Source organism: Streptomyces sp. NBC_01618, from assembly GCF_045209435.1.
Classification (GTDB): Bacteria; Actinomycetota; Actinomycetes; order Streptomycetales; family Streptomycetaceae; genus Streptomyces.
Genome location: NZ_CP109297.1, coordinates 4,182,264 through 4,200,053, shown reverse-complemented (window position 1 = coordinate 4,200,053; position 17,790 = coordinate 4,182,264). Strand labels below are relative to the sequence as shown.

16 protein-coding genes, 3 tRNA genes and 1 pseudogene are annotated in these 17,790 nt (G+C 69.3%); 9 read left to right on the top strand and 11 right to left on the bottom strand.

The features are described from left to right. Nucleotides 1–127 precede the first annotated feature (127 nt). The gene (locus tag OH735_RS19610) at nt 128–442 is read left to right on the top strand and encodes a DUF6274 family protein (protein WP_406382817.1); all 315 of its coding nucleotides are present in this window, start codon (nt 128–130) and stop codon (nt 440–442) included. A 490-nt stretch (nt 443–932) separates the two neighbouring features. On the opposite strand, the gene bldC is transcribed toward OH735_RS19610, so the two are convergent. Together bldC and OH735_RS19600 are read right to left on the bottom strand one after the other, a co-directional pair. Further along, a complete protein-coding gene (gene bldC / locus OH735_RS19605; RefSeq protein ID WP_003949541.1) occupies nt 933–1,139 on the bottom strand; it encodes a developmental transcriptional regulator BldC in 207 nt (68 codons plus the stop codon). Nucleotides 1,140–1,662: 523 nt separating this feature from the next. After that, the gene (locus tag OH735_RS19600; RefSeq protein WP_406382816.1) at nt 1,663–2,508 is read right to left on the bottom strand and encodes a hypothetical protein; all 846 of its coding nucleotides are present in this window, start codon (nt 2,506–2,508) and stop codon (nt 1,663–1,665) included. Nucleotides 2,509–2,684: 176 nt separating this feature from the next. On the opposite strand from OH735_RS19600, the gene OH735_RS19595 reads away from it, so the two are divergent. After that, nucleotides 2,685–3,791: a Leu/Phe/Val dehydrogenase gene (locus OH735_RS19595; protein ID WP_406382815.1), complete on the top strand. Its 1,107-nt coding sequence runs from the start codon at nt 2,685–2,687 to the stop codon at nt 3,789–3,791. A gap of 316 nt (nt 3,792–4,107) precedes the next feature. Then, nucleotides 4,108–4,365 carry a DUF3073 domain-containing protein gene (locus OH735_RS19590; protein WP_406382814.1) on the top strand — a complete coding sequence of 86 codons (258 nt, stop codon included), beginning with the start codon at nt 4,108–4,110 and terminating at the stop codon, nt 4,363–4,365. Nucleotides 4,366–4,565: 200 nt separating this feature from the next. On the opposite strand, the gene purM is transcribed toward OH735_RS19590, so the two are convergent. The 4 genes from purM to OH735_RS19570 form a co-directional block, all read right to left on the bottom strand. After that, a complete protein-coding gene (gene purM / locus OH735_RS19585) occupies nt 4,566–5,633 on the bottom strand; it encodes a phosphoribosylformylglycinamidine cyclo-ligase (RefSeq protein ID WP_406382813.1) in 1,068 nt (355 codons plus the stop codon). Nucleotides 5,634–5,693: 60 nt separating this feature from the next. Further along, nucleotides 5,694–7,220 carry an amidophosphoribosyltransferase gene (gene purF, locus OH735_RS19580; protein WP_406382812.1) on the bottom strand — a complete coding sequence of 509 codons (1,527 nt, stop codon included), beginning with the start codon at nt 7,218–7,220 and terminating at the stop codon, nt 5,694–5,696. A 402-nt stretch (nt 7,221–7,622) separates the two neighbouring features. Beyond that, complete coding sequence (locus tag OH735_RS19575) at nt 7,623–8,423, bottom strand: sterol carrier family protein (RefSeq protein WP_406382811.1); 801 nt, start codon at nt 8,421–8,423, stop codon at nt 7,623–7,625. A gap of 457 nt (nt 8,424–8,880) precedes the next feature. Continuing rightward, nucleotides 8,881–9,519: a TetR/AcrR family transcriptional regulator gene (locus OH735_RS19570; RefSeq protein ID WP_406382809.1), complete on the bottom strand. Its 639-nt coding sequence runs from the start codon at nt 9,517–9,519 to the stop codon at nt 8,881–8,883. A gap of 120 nt (nt 9,520–9,639) precedes the next feature. On the opposite strand from OH735_RS19570, the gene OH735_RS19565 reads away from it, so the two are divergent. After that, entirely contained in the window at nt 9,640–9,846 is a 207-nt protein-coding gene (locus OH735_RS19565; RefSeq protein WP_406382808.1) for a hypothetical protein, read from the top strand. 105 nt (nt 9,847–9,951) lie between these two features. Here OH735_RS19565 and purL read toward each other — a convergent pair whose 3' ends face one another. From purL to purS, 3 genes are read right to left on the bottom strand one after another with little or no spacing between them, the layout of a single operon-like run. Next, on the bottom strand, nt 9,952–12,201 hold the full coding sequence (purL, locus tag OH735_RS19560; RefSeq protein ID WP_406382807.1) for a phosphoribosylformylglycinamidine synthase subunit PurL: 2,250 nt from the start codon (nt 12,199–12,201) through the stop codon (nt 9,952–9,954). Further along, on the bottom strand, nt 12,198–12,878 hold the full coding sequence (gene purQ / locus OH735_RS19555) for a phosphoribosylformylglycinamidine synthase subunit PurQ (RefSeq protein ID WP_406382806.1): 681 nt from the start codon (nt 12,876–12,878) through the stop codon (nt 12,198–12,200). The genes purL and purQ overlap by 4 nt, the downstream gene beginning before the upstream one ends. After that, nucleotides 12,875–13,135, bottom strand: coding sequence for a phosphoribosylformylglycinamidine synthase subunit PurS (gene purS, locus OH735_RS19550; protein WP_406382805.1), 261 nt, complete (start codon nt 13,133–13,135; stop codon nt 12,875–12,877). Before purS ends, purQ begins: the two co-directional genes overlap by 4 nt. 390 nt (nt 13,136–13,525) lie before the next feature. On the opposite strand from purS, the gene OH735_RS19545 reads away from it, so the two are divergent. The 5 genes and pseudogenes from OH735_RS19545 to OH735_RS19525 all read left to right on the top strand — a co-directional run bounded on the left by OH735_RS19545 (nt 13,526) and on the right by OH735_RS19525 (nt 14,977). Further along, entirely contained in the window at nt 13,526–13,861 is a 336-nt protein-coding gene (locus OH735_RS19545; protein WP_406382804.1) for an Lsr2 family protein, read from the top strand. Between the two features lie 211 nt (nt 13,862–14,072). Then, nucleotides 14,073–14,144 (top strand) — tRNA-Gly (locus OH735_RS19540). A gap of 97 nt (nt 14,145–14,241) precedes the next feature. Next, nucleotides 14,242–14,314, top strand: a tRNA-Gly gene (locus OH735_RS19535). Between the two features lie 102 nt (nt 14,315–14,416). Next, nucleotides 14,417–14,882 (top strand): annotated as a pseudogene (locus OH735_RS19530) (DNA-binding response regulator); the annotation flags it as partial. A gap of 22 nt (nt 14,883–14,904) precedes the next feature. Next, nucleotides 14,905–14,977 (top strand) — tRNA-Gly (locus OH735_RS19525). Between the two features lie 58 nt (nt 14,978–15,035). On the opposite strand, the gene OH735_RS19520 is transcribed toward OH735_RS19525, so the two are convergent. Further along, complete coding sequence (locus tag OH735_RS19520) at nt 15,036–15,950, bottom strand: phosphoribosylaminoimidazolesuccinocarboxamide synthase (RefSeq protein WP_406382803.1); 915 nt, start codon at nt 15,948–15,950, stop codon at nt 15,036–15,038. A gap of 108 nt (nt 15,951–16,058) precedes the next feature. Then, nucleotides 16,059–17,522, bottom strand: a complete 1,464-nt coding sequence (locus tag OH735_RS19515; RefSeq protein WP_406382802.1) for a N,N-dimethylformamidase beta subunit family domain-containing protein — start codon at nt 17,520–17,522, stop codon at nt 16,059–16,061. Nucleotides 17,523–17,790: the final 268 nt, after the last annotated feature.

Genomic DNA, 17,790 nt, shown 5'->3' with positions numbered 1-17,790 from the left:
GATCCCCCTGGATCCGGGCTTTCGCGCGTCTTGACTCCGGCAACCGCCGACGAGTACTCAGACAGCAGGGCTGCCCCTGTTCCTCCGCATTCCTCTGCGCGGGGCGGCCCACCGGGAGGTGGGGCGCATGTCGGCGTCCACCGGGCACGAGATCCGCGCGCTGCTGCGCGCCCATCCGGCCGCCGCCCCCGGCTTCCGTCACCTCACGTGCCCACTGCCCGGTCCGCCATCGGCTCCTGCGGCTCGCCACGGGCCCTGTGACGGCCTCCCGGGCCACTCCCCCGCCCGAGCCGCCGGTCCGGCGCGTACGGCGCCAGGATGGGCCCTCGGGGGCCCGGGGCGAAGGTCCCTCGCTCGGGCGACCAAGGGCGGGTCGACCCGCTTCACAAAGGTGGCAGGCTCGTACTTGGCAAGACTCGTGCAGTGTGACGGGAGTCACTGAATGAGTTTTGAAAAGGGGGGACTTTACACCCTTCCTACAACTGGCGAATTTAATATGTGCAATTGCACTCCTTGGGCGGAAGCACCGCGGGACCTTCCGGACCGTCAGTTCCCGGCTTCCCCGGGGCGGCCGGGAACACTCCCCCACAGACCCGCGCAAGCTCGCACGGCGTCCGAGCCGACTCCCGGCCGGAGCCAACCGGGCGCCCGGTTTTCAACGGCGCCGGAGCCGCCCTCGACCGCCCCGGTGGGCGCGGGCGGCGAGGCCCGCGGGACCGCCGGAAGGCCCGGGGTGATCACGAGGCCCCCGGGACCGCGAGCGCACAAAAAAGATCGCGCTGGACCCGGCGGAGTCCAGCGCGATCGAATGACGTACCCATGGCACAGGTATGGCGCCCGTTGGGGCGGGCGCCCGTCATTTGGAGCTATGGGTGGGCATGTACGGGTTGGGGGACCCGAACGCCCAGTTGTGACGCGGCGACAGGGGTGTGTCAGGCCTCGCTGCGCTGCTGCGGAATACCCGCAAGCAGTGCGCGGACCTCTGCCTCGCGGTACCGGCGATGTCCACCGAGCGTGCGGATGGACGTGAGCTTGCCGGCCTTGGCCCAGCGGGTAACCGTCTTCGGGTCCACGCGGAACATCGTGGCAACCTCAGCCGGGGTCAGCAGCGGCTCGGCATCAGGGGTGCGAGCGGTCATGAGCGGCCTCCTCGGGAGAACCGAACCATCTCGGTTCTTTCCTCTAAATTCTGCACCTTGACCCGCGTTGCCCGAAATGGCGGACGCGGGCCGAGTCGGTTATAGGACGAACGGCTTGTCCTCGGCACTACAACTACACCATCCGTCCAGCCACGTCGGCCAAACCGATGGAATTGCCCTCCCAGGTGTTCATCAGCGACGGAAGCCGATGGACCATGCCATAGCGGACAGTCACACCACTGTGACGATCAGTCACAGGGCGATCAGGAGTCACCAGACCCCCCATAGCGTGCAATGCTGAGCGATCCGCCCACAATTGGACGGATGGAGCCCTCCCCGGACTCCTTGTCCTATTTTGGCACGAGGAGCAGGGAAGGGCGCAAGAGCCCCGTTAGTGCTATCCGTCACGCTTGAGGCAAAGGCCCGGTTCAGGACGTAGGTCCTAAGACCACTGGGGTAGGCTCCCGCCCCCTCAGCCTCACGTGTCACACGGGACACAGGTTCAGACGCGGACGAGGCCCTGTCAATTCGCGAATTGACGGTCTTTCACGGCTCGCCAGCGCTCCGCCAGCCGCCCGTACGCCTCACTCGCCCCGTCGGCATCGCCGGCCCGCAGCGCCGCGATGCCCTCGGCCACATCGGCGGCCGACCGGTCCCCGGCGAGCTGCTCCGCCGGCAGCGCGTGCACCAGACCGCCGTAGTCCAGTTCGACCAGGGCGCGCGGATGGAACTCCTCCAGCCAGCGCCCCACGTCCACGAGCCCCTCGGTCAGCGGACCTTCGTCCACGGTCTCGCGCAGCGTCTTCAGCGTCCTGGCCAGCCGGCGCCGGGCCTGGACCATCGGCGTCCGGTAGCGCAGCACGGGCGGCTCACCGCCCTCGCCCGCCGCCGTGTACTCCCGCTCCTCGTCGGAGAAGAGCACGAACCAGCGCACCGGGACCTGCCACACGGAGGAGAGGATCCAGGGCCTGGCGTCCGGATTGCGCTCCGCCCACCGCTCGTGGTCCGCGACCGCCTGCCCGCGCACCACCGGCGGCAGCACCGCGTCCAGCACCGGCCCCGGGAACATCTCCATCAGCTCGTCCAGCGCCAGCCAGCCGCGCAGCCTGGTCCGCCACGGGCAGACGCACACCACACCGTCGACCTCGGCAACGAACGCGTCCCCGCTCTCGTGCACCGGCACGCCGACCGGCGGCGTGGCCACCAAGTCGGCCAGCGAGCGGCGCAGTTCGTCCTGGGCCGTGGGGATGTGCGAGCGCCCGGCATAGCGGGCCCAGTGGGCGCGTTCGGACTCCGGGAAGGCGGCCAGCGGCTCGTACACCCGGAGGTAGGACGCGTAAGGGACGAGCACCGAAGACACCACCGACATGCAGCAAATCGTGTCATGCCCGTACTCCGCCGGGGGGTGATCCTGAGCACTGGAACAGATCTACGTCCGCGTAGGACTTACGCTCTTGCCCAGTCGGACCGGCCGTGCCGGCCGGTCCGTGGCCCTCCCCACCTTCAGGAGGGTCTTCCGCCGCTTCGTACTTGGGAGTCACCACAGTGACCGATGTGACCGGCGTGCCTGTCGATGTACTGCACACCCTGTTCCACTCGGATCAGGGGGGGCACGAGCAAGTCGTGCTCTGTCAGGACCGTGCCAGCGGACTCAAGGCCGTCATCGCCATCCACTCCACCGCTCTGGGCCCGGCCCTCGGCGGTACCCGCTTCTACCCGTACGCCTCCGAGCAGGAGGCCGTCGCGGATGCGCTGAACCTGTCGCGCGGTATGTCGTACAAGAACGCCATGGCCGGTCTCGACCACGGCGGCGGTAAGGCCGTGATCATCGGAGACTCGGCGCAGATCCAGGGCGCCCGACGGACGGAACTGCTGCTGGCCTACGGCCGGTGCGTGGCCTCGCTCGGCGGCCGCTACGTCACGGCCTGCGACGTCGGCACCTATGTCGCCGACATGGACGTCGTCGCCCGCGAGTGCCGCTGGACCACCGGCCGCTCCCCCGAGAACGGCGGCGCCGGCGATTCCTCGGTCCTCACCGCGTTCGGTGTCTTCCAGGGCATGCGGGCCTCCGCCCAGCACCTCTGGGGCGACCCGACGCTGCGTGGCCGAAAAGTGGGGGTCGCGGGAGTCGGCAAGGTCGGTCACCACCTCGTCGAGCATCTCCTGTCGGACGGTGCCGAGGTCGTGATCACGGATGTGCGGGACGAGTCCGTGCGCCGCGTCACCGGGCTGCACCCCGAGGTCGCCGTCGCCGCGGACACCGACGCGCTGATCCGTACCGAGGGCCTCGACATCTACGCCCCGTGCGCGCTCGGCGGCGCCCTGAACGACGACTCGGTCCCGGTACTCACCGCCAAGGTGGTGTGCGGCGCGGCCAACAACCAGCTCGCGCACCCCGGCGTCGAAAAGGACCTCGCCGACCGGTCGATCCTGTACGCACCCGACTACGTGGTGAACGCGGGCGGTGTCATCCAGGTCGCCGACGAGCTGCACGGCTTCGACTTCGACCGGTGCAAGGTCAAGGCATCGAAGATCTTCGACACCACGCTGGCCATATTCGCACGTGCGAAGGCGGATGGCATTCCGCCGGCTGCCGCAGCCGACCGCATCGCCGAGCAGCGCATGGCCGAAGCGCGTCGCTCCGCTTCGTGACCGACGGTCGCGGACCGTCACTCGTTGTCCTCGTCGGCCGGCGGGGCGCACGCTCGCCGGCCGACGAGACAAGACTCACGTCGGTCGGCGGGTCGCACGCCGAGAAGAGGTTAAAATCGCAGTTGACCAGCGAGGACGGGGCTTCTCGCCGGTCCTCTTCCGGGGTGCGTGATGCGGGCGGCGTACCGTATGGCTTCGGAAGCAGGTACCGTTAAAGCCCTACGGGCACGGTCTCTCTACCGAGAGTCCGTCCTGAAACATGAACGCGTGTCAAGACTCTGGGGCCGTCGAGCCCCGTCACCGAGGGGGTCGAGCCATGGGGCGCGGCCGGGCAAAGGCCAAGCAGACCAAGGTCGCCCGTCAGCTGAAGTACAGCACCGGCGGGACTGACCTGTCGCGTCTGGCCAATGAGCTGGGCGCATCGCCTTCGAGTCAGCCACCGAACGCAGAGCCGTTCGAGGACGACGACGAGGAGGATGACCCGTACGCACAGTACGCGGATCTGTACAACGACGACGAGGACGAGGACGAGGACGACAAGTCCGGTCCGTCGCCCAAGCGCCGCGGCGTTTGACCTCGCGCTGACACATCAACCCGGTCCGGGCCCGTCCCGGACCGGGTTCTGTGCTACCCCGATCCGGTTCTTCCACGCTGCTGTGATCCGGCAGGTCCGCGCTGCTCCGGTCGGTCGAGGACCTGAGGACAGCGCTCGGGTGCATTGCCCGGGCAGGGAGAGTACGGAACGGCCACCGGGCGTCCCCGGTGGCCCCGTGCCTAGCGCGCGTACCCGCCCACCAGCTCCGCGCCCGAGGTGTGTGCCCCGCGCTCCGTGATCTCGCCGGCGACCCAGGAGTCGACGCCGCGGTCGGCCAGCGTCGTCAGAGCCACCTCCACGGACTCGGCCGGAACGATCGCGATCATGCCGACGCCCATGTTGAGCGTCTTCTCCAGCTCCAGCTGCTCGACCTGACCGGCCTTGCCGACCAGGTCGAAGACCGCGCCGGGAATCCAGGTGGCACGGTCGACCCGGGCGTGCAGCCCGTCAGGGATGACCCGGGCGAGGTTGTTGGCCAGGCCGCCGCCGGTGACATGGCTGAAGCCGTGCACCTCGGTCGTACGGGTCAGGGCCAGGCAGTCCAGCGAGTAGATCTTGGTGGGCTCCAGGAGCTCCTCGCCGAGCGTCCGGCCGAACTCCTCGACCTCGCGGTCCAGCGCCCAGCCGGCCCGGTCGAAGACCACGTGCCGGACGAGCGAGTACCCGTTGGAGTGAAGACCGGACGACGCCATGGCGATCACCACGTCACCCTTACGGATACGTTCCGGGCCGAGCAGGTGGTCGGCCTCGACCACGCCCGTACCGGCGCCCGCGACATCGAAGTCGTCCGGACCGAGGAGGCCCGGGTGCTCGGCGGTCTCGCCGCCGACCAGGGCGCAGCCCGCGAGGACACAGCCTTCGGCGACGCCCTTCACGATGGCCGCGACACGCTCGGGGTGCACCTTGCCGACGCAGATGTAGTCGGTCATGAAGAGCGGCTCGGCCCCGCAGACGACCAGGTCGTCGACGACCATGCCGACGAGGTCGTGGCCGATCGTGTCGTACACGCCCATCTTCCGGGCCAGGTCGACCTTCGTGCCGACGCCGTCGGTGGCGGAGGCGAGCAGCGGACGCTCGTAACGCTTGAGGGCCGAGGCGTCGAAGAGTCCGGCGAAACCGCCCAGGCCACCAAGGACCTCGGGGCGCCGCGTCTTCTTCACCCACTCCTTCATCAGCTCGACAGCACGGTCGCCGGCCTCGATGTCGACGCCCGCTGCCGCGTAGGAAGCACCTGTTGTCTCAGACATTGCCTGGGATCTTTCGTGTGGAAATACGGGGCTGGTGGCCAGGGATGTACGGCTGGACCGTCACGGACGACGCAGTGCGTCGGACGCCGCGGTCGCCGCGGGGCCTGCCGCCAGCTCGGTCTCCAGCAGCTGCTTGCCGAGCAGCTCCGGGTCGGGCAGCTCCATCGGGTACTCACCGTCGAAGCAGGCGCGGCACAGGTTCGGCTTTGCGATCGTCGTCGCCTCGATCATCGCGTCGAGCGAGATGTACGCGAGCGAGTCGGCACCCATCGACGTACAGATCTCGTCGACGGTCATGCCGTTGGCGATCAGCTCGGCGCGGGTCGCGAAGTCGATGCCGAAGAAGCAGGGCCACTTCACCGGCGGGGACGAGATCCGGATGTGGATCTCGGCGGCCCCGGCCTCGCGGAGCATCCGGACCAGTGCGCGCTGGGTGTTGCCGCGGACGATCGAGTCGTCGACGACCACCAGGCGCTTGCCCTTGATGACTTCCTTGAGCGGGTTCAGCTTGAGGCGGATGCCCAGCTGGCGGATGGTCTGGGACGGCTGGATGAAGGTCCGGCCGACATAGGCGTTCTTCACCAGACCGGCGCCGAACGGGATGCCGCTGGCCTCCGCGTAACCAATGGCGGCGGGGGTGCCGGACTCCGGTGTCGCTATGACCAGATCGGCCTCGACGGGGGCCTCGGCGGCCAGCTTGCGGCCCATCTCCACCCGGGAGAGGTAGACATTGCGCCCGGCGATGTCGGTGTCGGGGCGGGCCAGATAGACGTACTCGAAGACACAGCCCTTGGGCTTCGCTTCCGCGAAGCGCGAGGTGCGCAGGCCGTTCTCGTCGATGGCGACGAGCTCGCCCGGCTCGATCTCGCGGACGAAGCTGGCACCGCAGATGTCGAGGGCGGCGGACTCGGAGGCCACCACCCAGCCACGCTCCAGGCGGCCGAGGACCAGCGGGCGGATGCCCTGCGGGTCACGGGCGGCGTAGAGGGTGTGCTCGTCCATGAAGACCAGCGAGAAGGCGCCCTTCACATCGGGAAGCACCTTGGCGGCGGCCTCCTCGATGGTGAGCGGCTTGCCGTCGTCGTCGGTCTGGCCGGCGAGCAGCGCGGTCACCAGATCGGTGTCGTTCGTCGCGGCGACCTGGGTGGCGCGGCCGTCCTTGCGGGGAAGGTCGGCGACCATCTCGGCGAGCTGGGCCGTATTGACCAGGTTGCCGTTGTGACCCAGGGCGATCGAGCCGTGCGCGGTCGCACGGAACGTCGGCTGCGCGTTCTCCCACACCGAGGCACCGGTGGTGGAGTAGCGGGCATGACCGACCGCAATATGGCCCTGGAGAGATCCCAGAGACGTTTCGTCGAAGACTTGCGAGACCAGTCCCATGTCCTTGAAGACCAGGATCTGGGACCCGTTGCTCACAGCAATGCCCGCGGACTCCTGTCCACGGTGCTGCAGGGCATACAGTCCGAAATAGGTGAGCTTGGCGACCTCTTCACCCGGAGCCCAGACACCGAAGACGCCGCAAGCGTCCTGGGGGCCTTTCTCTCCGGGGAGCAGGTCGTGGTTGAGTCGTCCATCACCACGGGGCACGCCACCGAGTGTAGGCGAGATCGACCACTGGTCCGAATTCGGGATAGCGGGCCCGAGCACCGGGGAAGCGCTCCCAGGGGTGGTTCGGGGACCGTTCCGGACGGTGACTCGGAGTGATCATTTCCGGTATGTGGCGAGGCCCGGGACGGAATACGGCACGGGGTGCGGAACGGCCACAGGGCGGTCGGCGCCCGGATCAGCGGCCACATACAAATCGGTTTCGGCCACTCGGGACGCGGCGGTCGCCGGGGCCCGGTGGTGGCGCTCGGTGAACCGATCGGCGCCCCGACGCGGAGTCCGGCCGAACGTCCGTTTCGTGGTGAGCCTCACACCGGGGAGCCCGGTATGCGGCTTCTCCGGGCAGTCCGCGACGCGCCGCCGGGGCTCGGGAGGTTCACCCCCTCAGCCCATGAGGGGCAGCAGTGCGGCGAGATCGGCCCGCTCTCCGCTGGCGTCGACCTTCGCGGCGTCGAGCGCCTGCGCCCACCCGGTACGCCCGGTGGCGAGCCGGATCCAGGTGAGCGGATCGGTCTCGACGACATTGGGCGGCGTACCGCGGGTGTGCTTGGGGCCCTGCACGCACTGGACGACGGCGAACGGCGGGACGCGCACCTCGACCGAGCCGCCCGGCGCCTTCTCCGCGAGGGCGTCGGCGAGCAGCCGGGTGCAGGCGGCGAGCGCCTGCCGGTCGTACGGGATGTCGAGGCCGGCCGCCTCGTTCAGGTCGTCGGTGTGCACGACGAGTTCGACGGTACGGGTGACGAGGAAGTCGGCCAGGCGCATCACCCCGACCCGGGTCGGCAGCAGGCGCTCGGTTCCGGCTCCGGGCACCAGTTCGTCGAGCCGCCCGGCCACCTCCCCGTACAGCGCGTCCAGGTCGGGGCGGTCCGCGGCGAGCGCCTTGGTGTCGTCCGCGATGCGCGCCGCCCGGTCCGCGGTCGAGAACGGCCACTCCAGGAGCGTGAGCTCCGGCTTCGCCGAGGCGGGTTCCGGCAGCTCCAGGTTCCGGGTGACGGTCGAGAGCGCCATGGTCAGGTGTACGGCCAGTTCGCGCACGGTCCAGTCGCCGAGCCGGGTCGGCAGCGCGAGCTGTCCGGGCGTCAGCGTGCGAACGGCTTCCCGGACATGGGCGAACTGCGCAAGGACCGCGCTGCGGGTCCTGACCGGGTCGTAGCGGCGGGCGCGTTTCTGGGACGGCGGCATGCCCGGGAGCCTACGGCCTGTCCGGGGGCCCAAGGCCCGTGCCAGGGGGCCCGGAAGCCCGTCGGGGACGCTGCCGCCCGTCGGGGACGCTGCCGCCCGTCGGGAGCACTGCGGCCCGCCGGAGACGCTGCCGCCCGTCCGAGACGTTGCCGCCCGTCCGGGACGCTGCCGCCCGTCGGGAGCACTGCGGCCCGTCGGAGACGTTGCCGCCCGTCCGGGGCGCTGCCGCCCGTCGGGAGCGCTGCGGCCCGCCGGAGACGCTGCGGCCCGTCGGAGGCGTTGCCGCCCGTCCGGGACGCTGCCGCCCGTCGGGAGCACTGCGGCCCGCCGGAGACGCTGCCGCCCGTCCGGGACGCTGCCGCCCGTCGGGAGCGCTGCGGCCCGTCCGGGACGAGCCAGAGGCCCGTCCGGCGGATCAGGGCCGGACAGGCGCCCCGGCCCCGTCGACCCGGCGGCCTCAGGGCCGGGTCGCGAAGTCGCCCAGGCCGTTGGCGAGCAGGCCGAAGCCGCGCTCGGCGAGCGCGACGGCAGCCGGCGCGACCGCGTCCGCCGGCTCCCCCGCCAGCAGCCGCAACTGGTTCGCGTGGATGAGGGCGTTGCGCGTACCGATCAGCTGGGCGGCAGCGATCCGGGCGACGGGCGGCTCCTCCCCCTCCTCGACCAGGGCTTCGGTGAGCAGGTCGAAGGAGCGCATGGAGAACGCGTGAACCCGGGTCAGCAGCGCCGGGGTCTCCTGGATCAGCCGGCGCACCCCGAGCACCACCGGCGCGTCGCTCATTCCGGTCGAGGGGTCGTGGCTCTCGACGGCGGCCAGGAACTGAGCGCGCACGGCGGCCAGGGCCGACTGGCCGGGGGCCCTGTCCCGTACCGCCCGCGCGACATCGCCGACGTGCTCCTCCATGGGAGCGAGGACCAAGTCCTCCTTGCTGGCGAAGTAGTTGAAGACAGTCATCTTCGAGACTTCGGCCGCCTCGGCGATCTCGGCGACCGAGACCTTGTCGAAGCCCCGCTCTGCGAAGAGCTCGGTGGCCGCGGCCAGCAGTCGGCGCCGCGTCTGGAGCTTCTTGCGCTCGCGCAGGCCCATCCCCTCAATCATGGCATCACTGTACCAGGATGAATGTTGATCCAGGATTAACTTTTGACTCGGTATATTTTCTTGGGTCATGGTGGTGCCCGACCGCAGCAGCGCCACGCCGCTCAGAAGGGGAGCCCCGTCATGCCCACAGCCATGACCGACCGTCAGCGCGTCATCGGCTTCGCGCTCTGTATCGCCGCGATCCTGCCGGCCGTGCTCGACACGGACATCGTTTCGTCGGCGACAGCCACCGTCCTGGCGACCCGGCTGCCGGGACGGCAGGAACCGGACCGGGCGGCCGGTGAGGCATCGGTCGTCAACGCCGAACCAGCAGCCATCGGCCACTGACCGGAAAGGCACGCGCATGCGGTCCCCGTACGAGGACGGCCCCGCCCGGGAAAATGAACCGGGCGGGGCCGTCCCCATCAGGGACCGTTGTCAGGAACCGTTGTGTCAGGCGAGCAGAGCCGGAATGGTCTCCTCGTGCGCCGTGCGCAGCTCGCTCAGCGGAATGCTGAACTCGCCCTGGATCTCGATCTCCTCGCCGTCCACGACACCGATGCGGGTGACGGGCAGCCCCCGCGCCCCGCACATGTCGTTGAAGCGAAGCTCCTCACTCCGCGGAACGGAGACGACCGCGCGCCCCGCCGACTCGGAGAAGAGGAAGGTGAACGCGTCCAGTCCGTCCGGCACGACCAGCCGGGCACCCTTCCCGCCGCGCAGGCAGGACTCGGTGACCGCCTGGATCAGGCCGCCGTCGGAGAGGTCGTGCGCCGCGTCGATCATGCCGTCGCGGGAGGCCGAGATCAGGATCTCGCCGAGCAGCTTCTCGCGGCCCAGGTCGACCTTGGGCGGCATGCCGCCCAGGTGGCCGTGGACGACCTCGGACCAGGCCGAGCCGCCGAACTCCTCGCGCGTGTCGCCCAGCAGGTAGAGGAGCTGGCCCTCTTCCGCGAAGGCGACCGGCGTACGCCGGGTGACATCGTCGATCACACCGAGCACGGCCACGACCGGCGTCGGGTGGATCGCCGTCTCACCGGTCTGGTTGTACAGCGACACATTGCCGCCGGTGACCGGAGTGCCCAGCTCCAGGCAGCCGTCCGCGAGACCACGGGTGGCCTCGGCGAACTGCCACATGACGTCCGGGTCCTCGGGCGAACCGAAGTTCAGGCAGTCCGAGATCGCGAGCGGCTTGGCGCCGGAGGCGGCGACATTGCGGTACGACTCCGCCAGCGCGAGCTGCGCGCCGGTGTACGGGTCGAGCTTGGCGTACCGGCCGTTGCCGTCGGTCGCCATGGCCACGCCCAGGTTCGACTCCTCGTCGATCCGGACCATGCCGGCGTCCTCGGGCATCGCGAGCACGGTGTTGCCCTGCACGAACCGGTCGTACTGGTCCGTGATCCAGGACTTCGACGCCTGGTTCGGCGAGGCGACCATCTGGAGGACCTGCTCGCGCAGCTCCGCGCCGTTCGCCGGGCGGGCCAGCTTGCCCGCGTCGTCGGCCTGCAGCGCGTCCTGCCAGGACGGACGGGCGAACGGGCGGTGGTACGTCGGACCCTCGTGGGCGACGGACCGCGGCGGTACGTCGACGATCTGCTCGCCGTGCCAGAAGATCTCCAGCTGGGAGCCCTCGGTCACCTCACCGATGACGGTGGCGATGACGTCCCACTTCTCGCAGATCTCCAGGAAGCGCTCGACGTGCTGCGGCTCGACGATCGCGCACATGCGCTCCTGCGACTCGCTCATGAGGATTTCCTCGGGCGAGAGGGAGGAGTCGCGCAGCGGCACGGTGTCCAGCTCGACGCGCATACCGCCGGAGCCCGCGGAGGCCAGCTCGGACGTGGCGCAGGACAGGCCCGCACCGCCGAGGTCCTGGATGCCCGCGACGAGCTTCTCCCGGAAGATCTCCAGGGTGCACTCGATGAGGAGCTTCTCCTGGAACGGGTCGCCGACCTGGACGGCCGGGCGCTTCGCGGGGCCGGTCGACTCGAAGGTCTCCGAGGCCAGCACCGAGACGCCGCCGATGCCGTCGCCGCCGGTACGGGCGCCGTAGAGGATCACCTTGTTGCCGGGCCCGGAGGCCTTGGCCAGGTGGATGTCCTCGTGCTTCATCACGCCGATGCAGCCGGCGTTGACCAGCGGGTTGCCCTGGTAGCAGGCGTCGAAGACGACCTCGCCGCCGATGTTCGGCAGACCCAGGCAGTTGCCGTAGCCGCCGATGCCCGCGACGACGCCCGGCAGGACGCGCTTGGTGTCGGGGTGGTCGGCCGCGCCGAACCGCAGCGGGTCGACGACCGCGACGGGGCGGGCACCCATGGCGAGGATGTCGCGGACGATGCCGCCGACGCCGGTCGCCGCGCCCTGGTAGGGCTCGATGTACGAGGGGTGGTTGTGCGACTCGACCTTGAAGGTGACCGCGTACCCCTGACCGACATCGACGACACCGGCGTTCTCACCGATGCCGACGAGCATCGCGTCGTTGGCGGGGACCTTCTCGCCGAACTGCTTGAGGTGGACCTTGCTGCTCTTGTACGAGCAGTGCTCGGACCACATCACGGAGTACATGGCGAGCTCGGCGCCGGTGGGACGGCGGCCCAGGATCTCGCGGATCCGGGCGTACTCGTCCTCCTTGAGGCCGAGCTCCTTCCAGGGCTGTGCGACGTCCGGGGTCTCGGCCGCGTGCTTGACCGTATCCAGGCTCATGCGTTGACCAGCTTCTTGATGATCGAGGTGAAGAAACCGAGACCGTCGGTGCGGCCGGTGCCGATCAGCGGCTCGACGGCGTGCTCCGGGTGCGGCATCAGACCGACGACGTTGCCCGCCGCGTTGGTGATGCCGGCGATGTCGCGCAGCGAGCCGTTGGGGTTCACGTCCAAGTAGCGGAAGGCGACCCGGCCCTCCGCCTCCAGCTCGTCGAGCACCCGCTCGTCGGCGACGTAACGCCCGTCCATGTTCTTGAGCGGTACGGAGATCTCCTGGTCCGCGGAGTAGTCCGAGGTCCAGGCCGTCTCCGCGTTCTCGACGCGCAGCTTCTGGTCGCGGCAGATGAAGTGCAGGTGGTTGTTCCGCAGCATCGCGCCGGGCAGCAGATGCGCCTCGGTCAGGATCTGGAAGCCGTTGCAGATGCCGAGGACCGGCATCCCCGCCCGCGCGTTCTCGATGATCGTCTCCATGACCGGCGAGAAGCGGGAGATGGCTCCGGCCCGCAGATAGTCGCCGTAGGAGAATCCGCCCGCCAGGATGACCGCGTCGACCTGGTGCAGGTCCTTGTCGCGGTGCCACAGCGATACGGGTTCGGCGCCCGCGACCCGTACGGCCCTCAGGCTGTCCTTGTCGTCGAGCGTGCCGGGAAAGGTGACGACTCCGATACGAGCAGTCACTTCGACTCCTCGACCTTCTCCACCTTCACGGTGAAGTCCTCGATGACGGTGTTGGCAAGGAAAGTCTCGGCCATCTCGTGAATACGACCGAGGGCGGCGTCGTCGACCGGCCCCTCGACCTCGAGCTCGAAACGCTTTCCCTGACGTACGTCCGCGATTCCCTCGAAGCCGAGACGGGGCAGTGCGCGCTGCACCGCCTGTCCCTGCGGGTCGAGGATCTCGGGCTTGAGCATGACGTCGACTACGACGCGTGCCACTGGCACTCCCGGTGGTGGTGTGGTGCGGCTGTTTCTCCGGGGGGCTCCCCAGACCCCCGCAGGTCCCCTCAGCCTACCTGGCCAGATTTTCTACGCGGGTAGATATGGAGAACCGTCGTTCGCTCCCGGATATCGGCGTGACAACACTTGGGGAAAGTCCTGCAAAAAAATCCTCACCGATGACACACATAGAAGGCTGACACGCGGAGTTAATTGGATGGGCTTCACAATGCGGCACCCACCGCTGTACAAATGATTACCGGGGAATGCAGAATTGCCCTAATCGGCCGACGCCGGCCGACTCACATCCACCCGCTTCCGCCTGACAGCCGGAAGACCGGCATCAGCGCATGCCAGACGCGCCGATGCCGCAGGAAAGGACCGATATCCGTGGCTCAGCGCGTAGTGGTCACCCTCTTCGACGACATCGACGGGGGAGCAGCGACGGAAACGGTCACCTTCTCCCTGGACGGGAAGTCGTACGAGATCGACCTCAGCCAGTCCAACGCAAAGAAACTGCGCAAGATTCTGGCGCCGTACATCACAGCGGGCCGAAAGCAGACAAATGCCAGTAAGCGCGGCAGGACTCCCGCCTCGTACCGGCACACCTCACTCGCACCCGCCCCGGCGGCCGTGCGCGCCTGGGCCCGTTCCCACGGGGTGGAGGTGCCGGCCCGCGGCCGGATCCCCAAGAAGGTCTACGAGGCGTTCAGTGAAGCCAGTTGAGGCCCGCCCCCGTGCGGGCCTCAGAGTCGGATCGCCCGGACAGGGCGCCCGCACCGGTCACCGCGACCGGGCTCCGGGACGATCTTCGGGCGTTCTGGCGCACCCCTCGACGACACCGCGCGGCCACCGACTTGCGCTACACCCCCGCAGGTCGGCTAAAGTCTGGAGCACGCCGAGGGGCAAGGCCGCAAAGCCGAACCTCACGCAGCGTGCGGGTGTAGTTCAGTAGCAGAACATCCCCCTTCCAGGGGGAAGGCGCAGTGTGCAATTCCTGTCACCCGCTCTGCATCGCTCTTATCGACCACTCCGGTGAATCGGGTAGAGTAGTGCTCGCACCGCTCGATGGATCCTCTTACAGGGGGTACAATGACGGCAGCAATGCGGACGTGGCTCAGTTGGTAGAGCATCACCTTGCCAAGGTGAGGGTCGCGAGTTCGAATCTCGTCGTCCGCTCTTGATCGGTTTGTTCGAAGGCCCTGGTCGATATCGACCAGGGCCTTCGTCGTATTCCCTGGCCACCGATTCCATGGCCACCGATGCGCCCGGCCGACCGGTGAGGCGTCGGCCATGCCGCGGGCCCATCTCGGAGTGAGTGTCCCCGGTGTGAGTGTCGCCACATCTTTGCGGGCCGAACTGCCCGGCTGCCGGACGGTGATCGCGACGAGTCGCAGCCGGCCGGGCCATCCGAAACGGGCACTCGCGGCGGGCGCGCGGGCCTTCGTACCGAGACCGTCAGCGCCCGGCAGCCGGTCGGGACCATCCGTACTGTTCATGCCGGAAACCGTTACGTGGACCCGGAGTTGGCGGCCGACGCGATCTCCGCCGGGGACTCGCTGCTGGCCGCGCGAGAGGCGGAGGTGCTGGAGTGGGCGGCCGACGGGGCGCCGGTCGCGGAGATCGCGGAGTGGGCCTCGCTGTCGCAGGGAACCGTACGGAACCACCTCTCGGCGGCCGCCTCGAAGCTCGGGGCGGAGACCGACATGCGGCGGTGCGTCTCGCACGCGAGCGGGGATGGGTATAGTGGTTCTCGCGCTTCGGCGCTTGCGGACGTAGCTCAGTTGGTAGAGCGCAACCTTGCCAAGGTTGAGGTCGCCAGTTCGAACCTGGTCGTCCGCTCGGTTCAGCAAGAAGCCCCCGGCCTTTTCGGCCGGGGGCTTCTTCGTTTCCAAGTCGCTTACTTCCAGGGCGTACCGGTGAGGTGTTCGTACGCCTCCAAGTACTTCGCCCGGGTCGCGTCCACGATCTCCTGGGGCAGCGCCGGGGGCGGCTGCTCGCTTTGGCGGTCCCAGCCGGAGGCCGGTGAGGTCAGCCAGTCGCGCACGAACTGCTTGTCGTAACTGGGCTGGGCCCGGCCCGGCTTCCAGGTGGCGGCGGGCCAGAAGCGCGAGGAGTCCGGGGTCAGCACCTCGTCCGCGATGATCAGCTCCTCGCCGCCGTCGGCGGTGGGCGCGAAACCGAACTCGAACTTCGTGTCGGCGAGGATGATCCCGCGCTCACGCGCGATGTCACGAGCCCTGCTGTACACGTCCAGCGTGGTGCGGCGCAGCCGGTCGGCGGTCTCCTCGCCGACCTGGCGGGCCACCTCCTCGTAGCTCACGTTCTCGTCGTGGTCCCCGACGGCCGCCTTGGTGGCGGGGGTGAAGATCGGCGTCGGAAGCTCGGAGCCGTCGACGAGGCCCTCGGGCAGCGCGAGGCCGCAGACGGTGCGGGACTCGTTGTACTCGGCGAGGCCCGAACCGGTGAGATAGCCGCGGGCGACGCACTCGACCGGGACCATCCGCAGCGACTTGCAGATCAGAGTGCGGCCGGCCCAGTCCGCGGGGGCTCCGGCGGGGAGCTCCGTGGACAGGACGTGGTTCGGCACGAGATCGCTGAGCTGGCCGAACCACCACAGCGAGAGCCGGGTGAGCACCCGGCCCTTGTCCGGGATCTCGGTGGGCAGGACCCAGTCGTACGCGGACATGCGGTCGCTGGCGACCATGACGAGGTCGCCGGCCTCGTTCCGGTACAGGTCGCGCACCTTGCCGGTGTGGAGGTGGGTGAGCCCCGGGACCTGCACTGGCTCGGGCTTTTCTACAAATCCGGACACGCTGCCTCCGCGTAGGTTGATCCAGGAGTCGTTCCGATTCTCCCGTATCGGGGTGAGGTGGGGTGGAGCGGGGCGCCCGTGGCGCCGGGCGTGGGTCGCGGAGGCGTTTCAGTCGCGCTTGCAGATGCGGTCGAGGAGGTTGGCGGTGGCGCGCTGGATGCGGGGGTCCACATGGCCGGGGCGGTCCAGGGCCGGAGACCAGGCGAAGGTCCCGGAGGCGAAGACGAGGGCGCCGGACGGGGCCCGGTACAGGGACGTCTCCTGGTGACGCTTGACTCCCTCGCTGTCGAGGTACGGGGAGTGGGCGAGCAGGATGCGATTCTCGTGCTCGGGGAGTGCGGTGCGCGGGAAGTAGCGGTCGGCCTCGCCCGCGACCAGGCCGTCGATCTCGTCGCCCTCGCCGGCGCCCGTCGCGTCCCACAGCCAGTGTTCGGCGTTCCGTACGACCAGCGGGTGCGGGTCGGGGACCCGGCCCGCGTACTGGATGCCGAGGAGCTGCTGCTCGGGGCGGTCGATCTCGCGCCAGAGCGCGGGCTTTCCCGGACCTCGTCGCTTGCGGCAGGTGAGCAGCCGGTCCGGGACGCCGGACGGCGCCGGGGCGAGGCTGACCTGCCAGTACATGGTGTTGGCGGAGAGGAAGACGAGCGAGGTGCCGCTGTCGCGGGCGAGTTCGGCGGTACGGCGCATGGGCACCGACCAGTACTCGTCGTGGCCGGGGAAGACCAGGCCCCGGTAGCGGCCCGGGTCGATCCGGCCCGCGTGCAGATCGCGGGTGTCGGCGTACGCGATGTCGTAGCCGTAACGCTCGGCCCAGCGGATGAAATCGTAGGCATGACCGACGTGGAGCGGCAGGCCGGCGCCTGCGTACGGGCGGTCGAAGGAGACGGTGACCGCCGCGTCCTCCTCGCCGAGCAGCCGGCCCTGTTCGTCCCACGCGTGGTAGAGGCTGGCGCCGGTGCGGCCGTCCTCGGGGTAGAGGTTGTACGCCTGCCAGGTGATGTCCGGCAGGACGAGCAGCAGATCGGCCGGGTGATCGTCGCGGACGGTGAACGGGATGTGGGAGCGGTATCCGTCGACCGTGGTGAGCACCGCGACGTACGCGCCGATCGACCAGTACGAGGGGATCTGCAGCCGCCAGGACTGCCACCAGTGATGGCAGGAGACTGTGCGGTCGGCGGTGAGCGGGGCCGGCTGGACGATGCCGGAGAGCCGGGGGCTCGTGGTGATCTGGGCGGCGCCGTCGCCCCCGTAGTGACCGATGCGGTAGATGTCCACGGAGAACTGCTGGGGCGGGTCGACCGTGACGTGGAAGTCGATCGCCTCGCCGGGGGCCGCGGCGCCCGTGGAGATGAAGCCCTTGATCTGACGGTGCACGTCGTCGGCCGTACGCGTACCGCCGCCGGTTGAGCCGCGGGCCAGCGTGGGGTCCGCGTACCAGGGGACGACATGTCCGGTGTCGTCGAAGTAATTCTCACTGCCGCGCAGCCAGGGGAGGGGGCCCTGGCCGAAGGGATCGGAGACGGCGTGCGCGAGGGCACCCGACTCCCATCGACGAATCTGCTCCGCCCCCATATCGCTCCCCTCCCTCGGTCCCTCGGACAACAACAGTGAGACACCGGCCGATCGTCATCGGTGACGGCCGACGGCGATATCACCGGTGACCGCTTCCGGCCGTGCGCCATCGGTGCGCCAACGGTGCTGCGCCGACTGTCAGCGTCGATCCCCAGCACATCACATAACGCACGCACACCGTCACCGTTCGTCGCGAATTGACGTGAACGGAACCTGACTTTCCGGGTATTGGGGGTGCGGTGGCGCCTGTCGGGCTTGTTGGCGAGGT